Genomic DNA, 13838 nt, shown 5'->3' on the forward strand with positions numbered 1-13838 from the left:
CCAACCACGGGACACCGTGCCACGCAAAAAGCCGCGGCTGCTACCGCGGCTTTGAGGTAACCGTTACGTACAATCAACTTTTAAACCCTCAGGTACCGCCGCATGGACAAGCCAGCACCCGCGGCCCCAATCACGATCCCAATACCGGCTAACAAGACGTCCAGCCAGAACAGGAACGGCATCGTACTGAAGAAGGCGTAGCCATTCGACGCCACGGTCAGGCCACTGTGACTGATCACCGCCGCATAGCCCATATCCACAATCACGATGGGAATGATGGAACCGAACAACCCGGTCCATGCACCTTCCAGCAGAAACGGCCAACGAATGTAACTGTTCGTCGCGCCGACCAACCGCATAACGGCAATCTCTTCACGCCGGGACATGATGGTGATCCGGATGGTATTACTAATCAGGAAGACCGCCACGAGTAGCAACAGTACCGTGAAGCCAATCCCCCAGTTGCGGACTTTATCCGCCACTTTGAACAGCTTGCGGGCCGTATCGCCACCGTAACTCGCAGAGTCCACGTTGGCGAGCTTGCGGGCCTTCTTGGTAACCGCAATCGTGTTAGCGGAACTCTTAGTCTTCAGCACAAAGACGTCATTCAACGGGTTATCGTCCCCACGGAACATCTTCCATTGTTGACCGTAACCCGTCACGATGGAGTTCAGTTCGGCGTTCCGTGAACGGTAAGTGACCTTCTCCACGTGGGGGATCGCCTTGAGCTGCTTTGCTAGTTTATCCTTGGCTGCCTGGGGCGTCTTGCGGTCCACAGATACCCGCACCCGCACGTCATTTTCAACCTGGTGGCTAACGTGGTTCACGTTAAACAAGACGGCGAGGAAAATCCCCACCATAAACAGGGTCACCGTCACCGCAGAAATGGAAGCGACGGACATCCAGCCGTTGCGGCGCAAACTCCTTAAACTGTCGCGGACATGCCGCTTGATCACGTTAGTCTTCAACTTCGTAGGCCCCCTCTGCTTCATCACGAACCACGGCCCCGCCGGCAATTTCAATTACCCGGTGGGTCCGTGAATTAACAATATCCCGGTTATGCGTCGCCATAATGACGGTAGTCCCGGCGGCATGCACCCGGTCCAGAATATCCATGATTTCCTCACTGGTATCTGGGTCCAAGTTCCCCGTCGGTTCATCGGCAATGACCACGGTCGGCTTGTTGACGATGGCGCGAGCGATGGACACCCGCTGTTGCTCACCACCAGATAGCTCGTTAGGGAACCGCCGAATCTTTTGTTCCAACCCGACCTGCTTGAGTACGTCCAGCACGCGCGGCTTGATGTCCGCATCCGGAGTCTCGATTACCTGCATCGCGTAGGCCACGTTTTCGAAGACCGTCATCCGCGGCAACAGCTTGAAGTCTTGGAACACGACCCCCATCGACCGCCGCAACATCGGCACGTCCTGGGGCCGCATGGTGTCGAAGTCAAAGTCGTTGATGGTCAGGTGACCACTGGTCGGCACCAATTCGTGGTACAGCATCTTGATCAGCGTGGATTTCCCCGCGCCACTTTGACCAACAATATAAACAAACTCGCCCTGCTGGACTTTCAGGGTCAGGTCCTTAATCCCGGTAACACCGTTGTCGTACGTTTTGGTGACCTTGTCGAACACAATCATTTAGCGGAACCTTCCTTCCTCAATCGGGATTCTTCTGGGATAACTGCCATTGTAAGTAAGCATAGATAAATGGGTTCAAATCACCATCCATGACGGCCTGACCGTTCCCCGTTTCGTAATTCGTCCGGTGGTCCTTGACCATCGTGTACGGGTGGAAGACGTATGACCGGATCTGGGAGCCAAAGGCGGTGTCCAACTGCACACCACGAATTTCCGCTTCCTTCCGTTCCTGCTCTTCCTGCTCCTTTTGGTACAACTTAGCCTTCAACATGTTGTAGGCCGTTTCCTTGTTCTGGAATTGCGACCGTTCGGCCTGAGAACTCGTGACCAACCCGGTCGGAATGTGGATCAACCGCACGGCAGAACTGGTCTTGTTGATGTGTTGCCCCCCGGCACCACTACTACGGAAGACTTCCATCTTGATGTCGTCCCAGCGCAGGTCAACGTCAATGTCCTTATTCAGTTCCGGCATCACGTCGACCGACGCAAAGCTGGTGTGGCGACGTGACGCCGAATCAAACGGCGAGATCCGCACTAGCCGGTGGACCCCTTTTTCGCCCCGCAACATCCCGTAGGCATTCGTGCCCTTGATCAGTAGCGTCACGCTCTTGAGCCCGGCTTCATCACCAGCCAGGTAGTCGGCCACCTCCACGCTGTAACCGTTCTGGTCCGCCCAGCGTTGGTACATGCGAAGCAGCATGCTGCCCCAATCCTGGGCTTCGGTCCCCCCGGCACCCGGATGAATTTCCAGAATGGTGTTGCTATCATCGTACGGTCCTGACAACAGTAAGTTCAGCTCATACTTTTGCATTGCCGCCTGCAACTTGCTCAATTGCTGTTCCGTTTCAGCCTGTAAATCGCGTCGGGTTCTTCCTGTAGTAGCTCATAGGCCGCCTGCAAGTCGTCGTAAGCGTCACTTAGTTTGTAAAACGCGTCGTGCTTACTCTTCATGGCGTTGGTCGCATCGATGACTTGTTGAGCATGCTCCGCGTCGTCCCAGAAACCGGGCGCTGCCATTTGCGCCTCGTTCACACTAATGCTTTCGTTCAGCGCATCGAGGTCAAAGCGACCCCCTAAACTGGGTGATCTTAGCACCCAAATCAGTTAGCGCATTACGAATTTGGCTTAATTCCATGTTGATAACCTCACTCATAATTTAGTATGTACGGGCAAGGGCCCCGTTACGGCACCCGTGCCCCGCACAACCGCCATACGCGCGTTCAGCCAGCAAGTCCAAGGACCAGCTGGCTGCAACACGCCACGTAAAGTTGTGGTTTAACGTTCGATATTTTGACGAATCTGCGCCTTCATGAACAACCGGGTCGTGTTTTCGTCGATGGCACCGACCATCTCTTCAAACATCCGGAACCCTTCTTCCTGGTATTCAACCAGGGGGTTCATCTGCCCGTAGCCACGCAGCCCAATGGCCTGACGTAGCTGGTCCATGGCGTCAATGTGGTCCGGCCATAAGGAGTCGACCACCCGCAAAATAACTACTTTTTCAAATTCCAGCATCTGTGACTTATCTGGCAATTGCTCAGACTTATCCTGGTAGTTAGCTTCAACCAGGTCCATCAGCTTGGCTTTGATTTCGTCCGCCGTGTGCCCATCAATATCGGCCTGGGTAAAGGCTTCGTCGCTCACCATGTTGGCGTGCACCCAATCAAGCAAAGCATCACTGTCCCACTTGGCTGGATCCGTGCCTGAATGTGCGTGTCCACGATCCGGTTGATCGTGCGCTTGATCATAGCCATCAGGACTGGCTTGAGCGTGTCGGTTTCGTTAATGACCTGTTGCCGCTGCTTGTAGATGACCTCACACTGTTCGCGCATCACGTCGTCGTACTGCAACGTCTGCTTACGGGTATCGTAGTTGTTACCTTCAACCCGCTTCTGCGCGGACTCAACCTGGCGGCTCACCATCCGGGACTTGATGACCTGATCATCATCCGCAACCTGCAAGGACTGCAGCACGGCTTTGATTCGGTCAGAACCGAACCGCTTCATCAGGTCATCTTCTAGTGACAGGTAGAACTGGGTGATCCCCGGGTCCCCCTGACGGCCGGAACGACCACGCAACTGGTTGTCGATCCGCCGGGATTCATGTCGTTCGGTCCCCAGCACGGCCAGGCCGCCCAACGCCTTCACGCCGGGTCCCAACTTAATGTCGGTCCCACGACCAGCCATGTTGGTGGCGATCGTGACGGCCCCACGCTGACCCGCGTTCATAACAATTTCGGCTTCCTTGAGGTGGTTCTTGGCGTTCAGGACCGTGTGCGGAATGTGTAATTTGTCCAGCAGGTCACTCAACCGCTCACTGGACTCAATGGCGACCGTCCCCACCAGGACCGGCTGGCCCTTCTTGTGACGCCGCTCAATGTCGGCCGCCACGGCGTTGAACTTACTCTCCAACGTTGGGTAGAGCACGTCGGCTTCGTCCAAACGGATAACCGGCTTGTTGGTTGGAATCGTGATGACCAACATGTTGTAGATTTCGCGGAATTCTTCCGCTTCCGTCTTCGCAGTCCCGGTCATCCCGGCCAGCTTAGTGTACATCCGGAATAGGTTTTGGTACGTAATGTTCGCCATGGTCTGGTTTTCGTCCTGAATCTCGACGCCTTCCTTGGCTTCAATGGCCTGGTGCAGGCCATCAGAGAACCGCCGGCCCTCCATTGCCCGCCCGGTAAAGGAATCGACGATCAGAACCTCACCGTCTTTGACCATGTAATCAATGTCCCGCTGCATGATAAAGTTGGCACGCAGGGCTTGGTCCAAGTGGTGGGTCAGGGCCGTGTTTTCAGTATCATACAGGTTGTCCAGGCCAAAGTGCGATTCGGCCTTGATGATCCCGGACTCGGTTAAACCAATAGTCTTGGTGGCCCAGTCGATCTTGAAATCCTCGGTTTCCTTGAGGGTCTTCACGAACGCGTCGGCACGCACGTACAACCCGGTCGACTTGGTGGCCCCACCAGAAATAATCAGTGGCGTCCGCGCTTCATCGATTAGGATTGAATCAACTTCGTCGACTACGGCAAAGTTGAGCCCGCGCTGCACCATTTGTTCCTTGTAGGCCACCATGTTGTCACGGAGGTAGTCAAACCCAAGCTCACTGTTCGTGGAGTACGTAATATCGGAGTTATAGGCTTCACGCTTTTCTTCGGGCGACTTGTCGCTCAAGTTGAGTCCCACCGAAAGGCCGAGCCAGTTGTACAGTTCACCCATTTCGGTGGCGTCACGTTCACTCAGGTATTCGTTGACGGTGATAACGTGCACCCCGAGGCCAGACAACGCGTTGAGGTACACCGGCATGGTGGCAGTCAGCGTCTTACCTTCCCCGGTCTTCATTTCGGCAATGTTCCCTTCGTGCAGGGTAATTCCACCGATGATCTGCACCCGGTATGGGTACAGGCCCAGAACGCGGCGCGCACCTTCACGGGCCACGGCAAAGGCTTCTGGCAGGATATCATCAAGGGTCTCACCCTGCGCTAGGCGTTCCTTAAACGCGGGGGTTTTGGCCTGAAGTTCCTCGTCAGAAAGCTTGGCAAAGTCGTCGGCGTAACTCATGACCTTGTCAGCAATTTTTCCAATTCTTTTCACTTCGCGGGCGTCACTCTCCACCCACTTACGAATCATATTTGGCATTAGTAAATCCTCTCCCACACTAACAGTGCGTACAACATCTGGTTAATTGTAACATTGATAGCATTGCAATTGTACTAATGGTAGTTAACAATTTTGTGACGTCTTTTGGGGGGTAGTGTTTGGGGGTAGTGTTGGGAGCTGGCCACACCGATAGTGAGAGCGACTATGACTTGATGGGGGCTCCACAATGACCGCTGCTGGGGCCAAGTACCGTCACACCCCCACATGCAGATGCGTCCCACCCGCTTATAACGGCCCACTAACAACACAACGGGACGCAAAAGGCGGATTCCCGTGTGGGAACCCGCCGTGTTAATTGCAATTTATTCGTCGGTTTCGATCAAGCCGTAGCGGCCATCACGACGCTTGTACACAATGCTCGTGCCGTTAGTCTCCGCATCTTCGAAGATGAAGAAGTTGTGGCCCAACATGTTCATCTGCAAGATGGCTTCCTGTGAGTCCATCGGCTTCAGGGCCACCCGCTTCGTCCGGACAACGTTCAAGTCCGTGGCCTCCGTGGAGTCGTCGTCAGCTTCTTCCAAGTCTGGTTCCTCAGGCGTTTCTACCAGGTCAGCAAAGCCCTTTTCACGGGACTTACGGTTAATCTTGGTCTTAAACTTACGGATCTGGCGTTCCAACTTATCCGTAACCAGGTCAATCGCCGCGTACAAGTCTGGGTTCTTTTCCTCAGCCCGCAACGTCAGGTACGGCATTGGAATCGTCACCTCGACTTTGGCCTGCTTGTTCGAGTAGACCTTGAGGTTCACATGGGCAATTGCCTGTGCACCCTCACTGAAATACTTGTTCAGTTTGTTGATACGCTTTTCCACGTAGTTACGAATCGCCTCAGTAACCTCGATGTTCTCGCCACGTACATTGTAAGTAAGCATAAAACCTCTCCCCTTTCGGTCACCATTACCCAATGGCGACGGGTGTTTGCGGAAGCGCTTAACTTCCTTAAACTCATTATAACGTTACGCGTCTAGTGAAACAATTATCTTTTTCCAAAGTTGTTACCGAATGAGCGTCCGCGAAATGATTATTCCCCGGTATCCTGCGTCCCGGAGTGCTTGTGCGGCGTGGTGCAGTGTTGTTCCAGTCGTGTATAAATCATCCACCAAGCAAATTTGCCGCACTCGGGCCAACTCCGCCGTCGACGCCGTACACACAAAGCTTTGCGGCGTCCGTAGTCGGGCCCCGCGCTTCTTACGCGATTGCGGCAGATCCGTGTCATTTTTAGTCAGACAACCCCACAGCTTAAGGTGGCCAAACAACCCCACCACCGGGTCAAAGCCGCGGCGCGCATAGTGGCTGGGTTCGGTCGTCAACGGCACCAACCGGCCTACGCCCCGACACAACGTGCACAGATCCGCCCGAAACGCCGTGTGCAGGCGGTAATCACCCACCGCTTTGTACTGGTGCATGACGTCCTTAAGCGCGGCATTATAGTGGTAGACGGCTCGGTTATGTAACGTCACGCCATCGCGGTGGCGCCAGTATTGACAATCCCCACACAACTCAGCGTGACTGGGGCGCCCACACCCGGTGCAGACGTGGTCGGGGTCGATACGGTCAAAGTCACGGCGGCACTCACCGCATAAGTCCGGTGGGACAAGTGGGGCACTGGCCATCAGCGCGGCTAACCGCCAGCTCTGAGTCAACGGTCGGTGGCACAGACAGCACTCCATCAAGACTCCCCCCGCGCGTTGAGCTGCCGAATCTGCCGGCACGCCCGCCGAATGCTGAGTGTATAGTGGGCGCACACAAACCAAACCGGGTTATCTGCATGTTCCCGGTCACGCCCCGCACGACCGGCCATCTGGACCAACGCCGAGACCCCAAAAAGGGGTGCATCGGCCTGTAACACCATGACCGCACAATTGTAGATGGTCACCCCGCGTTCCAGAATGGTCGTCGTCACTAAGACCCGCGGGTGGCCGTCCCGAAACGCTTTGACCTTCTCCGCCCGCGCCGGATCACCGGCGTAAACCGTCGCCGCCACAATGCCCTGTTTGGCTAGGGTAGCCTGCACCTGGCGCAACTGCCGGATGGCTGGCACAAAGATCATGACCTGCGATTGCTCCGTCGTCATTACCATCCTGAGTTGCTGCAACAAACGGCGCGGCAGGCTCAGGCCACCACCCCGCGCTAGGACCACATCCGGCTCCGGCAGTGGCGCCCCGTGGAACCGCCGCGGTAGGTAGCTGACTGCCAGTTGGTGCCGGCGCACCTGGCGTAACAAATCCGGACCGGGCGTCGCCGTTAGGTACAGCACCGTTCCACACGCTGCTTGGTTCACCGCCCGCGCCAACATGGGCTCAGTTGTGAACGGAAACGCATCGACCTCGTCCACTACAACCAGGGCAAAGGCGGCATAGTACCGCAATAATTGGTGCGTCGTCGCCAGCAACAATGGCACCGACGACGCGGGACCAGTGCCACCATACCGCACCGCCTGCTCCACCGTCGTGAACGCCCGCTGCAACCGCGGCGCCAGTTCAAGAATCACGTCCACCCGTGGGGAGACGATGGCGACCCGGCCGCCCTGACGCAGGGCGTGTTCGATCACCGGAAACAACATTTCGGTCTTGCCCGCACCCGTGACCGCCCACAAGAGGCGCCGCTCGCCCGCATCGAACGCCGTAATGAGCTCGCCAGCGACCCGTGTCTGTTGCGCAGTGAGCTGCCCTGACCAGGACATGCGTAAGTCTGGCTGGGGCGGTAATGGCTGGTTGGGAAACCGGTACAATTGGTCTGTGCTCGTCAACCGTCCCAACACGATACATTCCGGGCAATAGCCCCACTGGGCCGGTAACGTCCCCACATTGGAGGCCACCCATCCTTGGCACCGTGCACAGTGCCAACCATACTTGCCCCGCGCCACCGCGGGGACACTCAGAATCTGTGCTAAAATATGCGCAGGTACGCCGGCGTGCTGCGCTTCCCGTGCAGTCAACTGTTGTCCTGCTAGCGCCGGCCAAACATTACTGGTATCCATCACCACATCACCTCGAAGGGAGATTTCGCTAACTTGACGGTCAAAACTATTGCCACTAGCGGCCAACACGAAATCGTGATCAAAAAATCGCGGTTCATTACCACCATTCAGCGCGTCCATACCCAGGAAGAATTTAACGACTTCTGGGCGACAGTACGTGCCGCCAACAAAAAGGCCAACCACAACGTGGGCGCCGCCCGCTTCGGCACCGCACCCCTAATTGAGCGGGCTAGCGACGACGGCGAGCCTTCCGGCACGGCTGGCGCCCCCACTTTGCGGGGCTTACAAGTGCATGAGTTGACGGATACGGCGGCCGTGACCACCCGCTACTTTGGTGGCATCAAGCTGGGGGCATCCGGCCTTATTCGTGCGTACACGCAGGCGGTCACCGCGACCATCCAGGCGTTGGGCATCGTGGCCCTGGAACCACGGCAGGCACTCAACATCACGGTCGATTACGCGAACTACCAGCCCCTGACCGCCTTTTTGGCCGCCCAGGGTTGGCCCGAGGAGCACCCGAGTTTTCTCGCGGACGTGACCACGACCATCTACGTGCCAACCCCCGATGTTGACGACGTGCGCGCCCAGATTACGGACCAAACGAACGGGCGGGCGCACATTGTTACGGGCGCTGAACGCATCGTTGAAGTCCCGGTGCCCGTCAGGTAACAATGCAAAAAAAAGCGGTACGTCATGCAACGCCCAGCCGGCGGGTGCACAACGTACCACTATTTATTTGTACTTAAGACACTTAGAATTTATCCGCCTGCGCAAAGTCAAGTTCAGCCGCCGTTTCCCGACCGAACATTTCGATGTTCACGTGCAGCTTGTAGTGCTCCTTGTCGACCTCAGTGACGGTCCCGGCCATGCCGGAGAACGCACCATCAACGATCTTAACCTTTTCGCCCACTTCAAAGTCGACGTCCACGGTGCGCGTGCTCATACCGATCTCACGCAGGATCTTTTCCACTTCGTCGGGCATCAGTGGTGCGGGTTTGCTCCCACCACCATGACTACCAACAAAACCAGTTACACCAGGCGTGTTCCGAGCCACAAACCAGGATTCGTCGGTCATGACCATTTCAACCAATACGTAACCCGGAAAAGTCTTTTCGACCTCCACCTTGTCCTTGCCGTCCTTGATCTTGTGCTGTTCTTCTTCCGGCACAATTACCCGGAAAATGTAGTCTTCCATGTTCATTGAAGCAGCACGTGATTCCAAGTTCGTCTTAACCTTATTTTCGTAACCAGCGTACGTATGTAACACGTACCATTGCTTTGAGGATGATTCCATGATTGTCTTCCTTTCAATCGTGACCAAATAAAAAAAACCGCCACCCGTGGGTGTTGGTTTTAAGTTGCTTTCATGATAACAAATTTTCAGTACGTTGTCACGAAGTTGTCCCCCAGGCTCAGCTAGAAAACAAACTTTTCCAGAATTGCCGTAATAGCCCAGTCGCACAAAGCAAAGTAGACGGCAAACAGGATCGACGTCACGATGACCGTAGTGGTATCGCGCCGGTTTTCCTTCCATGTTGGCCAAGTGGTCATTTTCATTTCGTGAAATACACCCTTAATGAAGTTCATAACTGTCTCCTTACCGTGTTTCCTGATGCGGTGTTACCTTGCCACAATACTTGCAAAACTTGTTTAACGTCAAGCGCTCGGTGCGCTCCTTCTTTTCCGGAATAAAGTAATTCCGGTGCCCGCACACGCTACATGCCATTGCTACCTTACGAACACTCATAGCGCACCTCCTCTAATAATATCTTCAATATTTTACCATGATTGCTGCGAGCAGTGCAAGCTAGGTCGGCGCGCGCAGTTGGCCGCCAGCACCCCCGTCCGTCTAGTTATCACAACCCAGCAATATCTGGGTCAAGCATACAGAAATGCCTTGATCTTAACGCGCACCCGCCCCATCGCCTGACGGTGGCGCCGCGAATCGTTCGGTCGGCCCGACAACGTCAGCCGCAAAGCTTCCGCCTCCGTGGCACTAAGCCGCGACCATAAATGCTCGATGTCCGCCCGAATAATGCACTCTGACTCGATGGACCGTGAGCGCGCACCGTACGCACTGCACCCCCACTCATCGTCTTCACCGAGCAAGGCCTGCGGCTGCGTATAGAGGTCGCCGATCCGTTTTTGCGCCATCGCCCGCCGCATCAACGAGTAGAAGTGCGACGATAAAATCAACCGGTAGTAGCAACCGAATTGTGAGCCCCCAGCACCATTAAATTGTTGCACCGCCTTGAAGTGCGCAATGCGCGCTTCCTGATACCAGTCCGCCCGGTCGAACCCGCGAATATTATACATTGCCATCAACCGCCGCGGAATCCGGATATACCGCATAAAGTTACGTTCCAATAATCGGTCATCATTGACCGCCGCCTGCAGTTCCACCAATTCTCGTTCATCCATGACTTATTCCCCCAAAACAAGTGATGGCCCAACCGTAACGGGCACCGTGAACATTGCCCAATTGAAAAACAAAGTGTTCCGCCAGTAGCCGGTTGCCAGCAGCACTAAGCTACCACTTTGATAACGAAGACTGCATCGCACACTAACAAAAAGTGCTAATGGACCACACACCTTGTGGTAATCTGAAGATACTAACTTGCAGGAGGCGCTATCATGTCCAGACCAACTCGTCGTGCCATCATCATGCTTACCACTGGGATTCTCCTAATCGGCGCCAACCTCCGTCTGCCTATCACCATGATGCCGCCCATGCTTGACAGCGTGCGCCGGGCCGCGGGGTTGCCGACCAGTCTAGCCGGACTGCTAACCACCATCCCCCTGCTCATGTTTGCGGTCATCTCACCCGTGGTGGCACAACTAGGCATTCGCCGGGGTAACGGCCAAACCCTGCTATTAACTATGGCCATTCTGGTGGTGGGAAGTTACCTACGCATTATCACGGGGGCGTGGGCGCTCCTCCTCGGGACCGCCCTGGTCGGCATCGGCATTGCCGGGGGCAACGTGTTACTACCAGCACTCATCAAGGAAAAATTTCCGGACCGCATCGGCCCGCTGACCGCGGTGTACAGCACCACCATGAGTATTGTGGCATCGCTAGCTACCGCCTTTGCCGGTGTGATGTCACTACACATGGGCAGCCGTGCCACCATGGCGCTCCTGTCACTCGTCAGTATCGTGGCCTGATCTTCTGGTTCCTGTGTATTCCCCTGTTCGGACACCCCCAAACGCTGGCAACCGGCAAAGTAGTGCGGCCCCGGCGCCCCATCATGAGTGCACCCCTGTCGTGGGCCATCATGCTGGTGTTTGGCCTGCAGTCGCTGCTCTATTATTCCCTATTAACGTGGCTACCGTCATTGTGGGCCACAGCCGGCTTCAGCCAAGTGGCAGCCACCACGCTGACCACGGTCTTCCAGTTTGCCGGGTTACCGTTCTCAATTCTGGTCCCCACCCTAGCTTACCGGCGGCATGGTGAGGCCATCGTGGTTGCCATTAGTGCCGGTGGTTACCTGTTCGGCGTCTTGGGCATGCTGGTGTTTGGCACCAACTTTGCCTGAACTGCCTTTGCGCCGTGATTGCTGGCTTTGGTAGTGGTGCAGCGTTCAATCTGGCCATCATCTTGTTCCAAAAGAAGGCCGTCTCCGCCGTCGATACCGCCCGACTTTCGGGTATGTCCCAGTCCCTGGGGTACCTACTCGGTGCGGTCGGTCCCCTGGTGTTCGGCCTCATCCCCTCGCGGGTGGCCGTCCTTCTGCTGGCGGCCGTAATTGCCGCAATTCTTGGTGTCTGCGGCGTCATCACCACCACGCACCGCACTATTTTCCCGAATGAAACCAACGAATAACCACTAGGTGGGGGCCCAGGCGCCCACCTTTTTTTGTGGCTGGCAGTCGCCCTGTGAACACGCTGACAACCATTCGTTGCGTAGTAAACGTTTTCTTGTTAGTAAACCTAACCCAAAGCGTAGACAGAGCCGTGCTGAAAAAGTAAGCTTAACCCAATTAGTAAATTTTGAGAAAGTGGTGCTATTTTTATGAGCAGAAAATGGTTCTGGGCCTGGTTGGCCGCGTTGTGTCTAGTGGTAACGGTTTGGACCGCCCCTAATAATCAGCCGCAAACCGTTAATGCTGCCACCAAGACTTACACCTTTGGTACGGACGTGACCTACCCACCATTTGAATTCGCCAACAAGCACAACGTGTACGTCGGCATCGATATTGACCTGATCCGGGCCATCGCCAAGGAGGAAGGATTTAAGGTCAAAGTCAAGGAGCTGGGCTTTAACACCGCCGTCCAATCGCTTGAAGCGGGCCAAATCGACGGGGTCATCGCCGGCATGAACATCACGCCGGAACGTAAAGCCAAGTTTGCGATGAGTGACTCCTACTACCCATCCGGCATCGTCTTTGCCAGCAAGTCTGGGAGCAACATCAAAAGTATGAAGGACTTGCGCGGTAAGCGGGTCGCCATCAAGACCGGGACCGCTGCGGCGGACTATGCCAACAGTGTGAAGAAAAAGTACGGCTTTAACACTGTCACCTTTGACGACTCTGACAACATGTACCAGGACGTGACGACGGGTAACTCCGCAGCGTGCGTGGATGACAAACCCGTTATTCAGTACGCCATGGCAACGGGCGTTAAACTACATATCATTAGCAAGCCCGCCCAAACTGGCGGTTACGGTATCGCCTTACCAAAGTCACAACAGCACAAGCTACTGGTCAAAATCAACCAGGGTTTGAAGAAACTCAAAGCTAACGGTAAGTATGACCAAATCATCAACAAGTACGTTGGTAACGGTACTACGAAGTCACAGGCCAAAAAGAACAAGCAAAGCCAGGACAGTAATAATTCATTTATGGGCTTGCTCAAATCCAACTGGGGTACACTAATGGGCGGCCTGGGTAAGACGATCGAACTGACACTGGTTGGTATTATTGGTGCCACCATTATTGGCATCCTCATTGGGCTTGTTGGCGTCATCCCCAACCCGTGGGCACAAGGAGCGGCGAACGTCTTCATTTACATCTTCCGTGGTTTGCCGTTGATGGTGTTGGCCCTCTTCATCTACACGGGGATTCCGAGTTTGATTGGCACGAAGATTCCGGCGTTTATTGCTGGGGTCGTCACCTTGACACTGAATGAAGGGGCCTACACGGCCGCCTTTGTGAAGGGCGGTATGCAGGCCGTCGACGCCGGGCAGATGGAAGCCGCGCGTAGTTTGGGGCTACCGTGGGGCAAAGCCATGCGCCGGGTCATCATGCCGCAAGGGATCCGCATCATGATCCCGTCGTTCGTCAACCAGTTCATCATCACGTTAAAGGATACGTCGATTTTGTCCGTGCTGGGATTACTCGAATTGACCCAGATGGGGAAGATAATCATTGCCCGCAACATGGAGGGCTTTAAGATTTGGACGATGGTCGCACTGATTTACTTGGTCATCATTACGGTCCTGACGTGGATATCGAACTGGGTACAAAAGAAATACAGAGCGTAGTACGCTGCCCAGCAACCATAGTATAAGCTGTCCCCGACGAGAATCCCGCCCTTGGATTCTTGTTGGGGATTGT

14 protein-coding genes and 2 pseudogenes are annotated in these 13838 nt (G+C 55.3%); 5 read left to right on the forward strand and 11 right to left on the reverse strand.

The genetic code is table 11. The features are described from left to right. Positions 1-80: 80 nt before the first annotated feature. The 7 genes and pseudogenes from ftsX to JCM13996_RS07245 all read right to left on the reverse strand — a co-directional run bounded on the left by ftsX (position 81) and on the right by JCM13996_RS07245 (position 8283). Positions 81-968 (reverse strand): permease-like cell division protein FtsX, encoded by an 888-nt coding sequence (gene ftsX / locus JCM13996_RS07215; RefSeq protein ID WP_054750614.1) that lies wholly within the window; start codon positions 966-968, stop codon positions 81-83. Then, positions 958-1644 (reverse strand): cell division ATP-binding protein FtsE, encoded by a 687-nt coding sequence (ftsE, locus tag JCM13996_RS07220; protein WP_054750615.1) that lies wholly within the window; start codon positions 1642-1644, stop codon positions 958-960. The genes ftsX and ftsE overlap by 11 nt, the downstream gene beginning before the upstream one ends. Positions 1645-1663: 19 nt before the next feature. Next, a pseudogene (prfB, locus tag JCM13996_RS07225) lies at positions 1664-2779 on the reverse strand (peptide chain release factor 2). A gap of 140 nt (positions 2780-2919) precedes the next feature. Next, a pseudogene (secA, locus tag JCM13996_RS07230) lies at positions 2920-5285 on the reverse strand (preprotein translocase subunit SecA). A gap of 323 nt (positions 5286-5608) precedes the next feature. Beyond that, a complete protein-coding gene (gene hpf / locus JCM13996_RS07235) occupies positions 5609-6175 on the reverse strand; it encodes a ribosome hibernation-promoting factor, HPF/YfiA family (protein ID WP_054750616.1) in 567 nt (188 codons plus the stop codon). Between the two features lie 123 nt (positions 6176-6298). After that, complete coding sequence (locus tag JCM13996_RS07240; RefSeq protein WP_225353520.1) at positions 6299-6763, reverse strand: ComF family protein; 465 nt, start codon at positions 6761-6763, stop codon at positions 6299-6301. 209 nt (positions 6764-6972) lie between these two features. Then, positions 6973-8283 (reverse strand): helicase-related protein, encoded by a 1311-nt coding sequence (locus tag JCM13996_RS07245; RefSeq protein ID WP_054750617.1) that lies wholly within the window; start codon positions 8281-8283, stop codon positions 6973-6975. A 33-nt stretch (positions 8284-8316) separates the two neighbouring features. Here JCM13996_RS07245 and JCM13996_RS07250 point away from each other — a divergent pair, with 33 nt between their 5' ends. Beyond that, positions 8317-8952, forward strand: coding sequence for an IMPACT family protein (locus JCM13996_RS07250; RefSeq protein ID WP_054750618.1), 636 nt, complete (start codon positions 8317-8319; stop codon positions 8950-8952). Positions 8953-9034: 82 nt separating this feature from the next. Here the strand turns inward: JCM13996_RS07250 and nusG are convergent, their stop codons facing one another. From nusG to JCM13996_RS07265, 4 genes are all read right to left on the reverse strand, one after another. Further along, the gene (nusG, locus tag JCM13996_RS07255) at positions 9035-9577 is read right to left on the reverse strand and encodes a transcription termination/antitermination protein NusG (protein ID WP_054750619.1); all 543 of its coding nucleotides are present in this window, start codon (positions 9575-9577) and stop codon (positions 9035-9037) included. A gap of 122 nt (positions 9578-9699) precedes the next feature. Next, positions 9700-9870: a preprotein translocase subunit SecE gene (gene secE, locus JCM13996_RS07260; RefSeq protein ID WP_054750620.1), complete on the reverse strand. Its 171-nt coding sequence runs from the start codon at positions 9868-9870 to the stop codon at positions 9700-9702. Positions 9871-9880: 10 nt separating this feature from the next. Beyond that, positions 9881-10030, reverse strand: coding sequence for a 50S ribosomal protein L33 (gene rpmG, locus JCM13996_RS10500; RefSeq protein ID WP_056969875.1), 150 nt, complete (start codon positions 10028-10030; stop codon positions 9881-9883). 131 nt (positions 10031-10161) lie between these two features. Then, entirely contained in the window at positions 10162-10704 is a 543-nt protein-coding gene (locus JCM13996_RS07265) for a hypothetical protein (RefSeq protein WP_054750621.1), read from the reverse strand. A gap of 213 nt (positions 10705-10917) precedes the next feature. Between JCM13996_RS07265 and JCM13996_RS07270 the strand changes: the two genes are divergently transcribed. From JCM13996_RS07270 to JCM13996_RS07285, 4 genes are all read left to right on the forward strand, one after another. Next, positions 10918-11448: an MFS transporter gene (locus tag JCM13996_RS07270; RefSeq protein WP_054750622.1), complete on the forward strand. Its 531-nt coding sequence runs from the start codon at positions 10918-10920 to the stop codon at positions 11446-11448. Between the two features lie 83 nt (positions 11449-11531). Then, positions 11532-11819, forward strand: a complete 288-nt coding sequence (locus JCM13996_RS07275) for an MFS transporter (RefSeq protein ID WP_054750623.1) — start codon at positions 11532-11534, stop codon at positions 11817-11819. Positions 11820-11833: 14 nt separating this feature from the next. Next, complete coding sequence (locus tag JCM13996_RS07280; RefSeq protein ID WP_054750624.1) at positions 11834-12106, forward strand: MFS transporter; 273 nt, start codon at positions 11834-11836, stop codon at positions 12104-12106. A 189-nt stretch (positions 12107-12295) separates the two neighbouring features. Beyond that, complete coding sequence (locus tag JCM13996_RS07285) at positions 12296-13765, forward strand: ABC transporter substrate-binding protein/permease (protein WP_054750625.1); 1470 nt, start codon at positions 12296-12298, stop codon at positions 13763-13765. Positions 13766-13838 lie beyond the last annotated feature (73 nt).

The organism is Lacticaseibacillus thailandensis DSM 22698 = JCM 13996, from assembly GCF_001312865.1.
GTDB lineage: Bacteria > Bacillota > Bacilli > Lactobacillales > Lactobacillaceae > Lacticaseibacillus > Lacticaseibacillus thailandensis.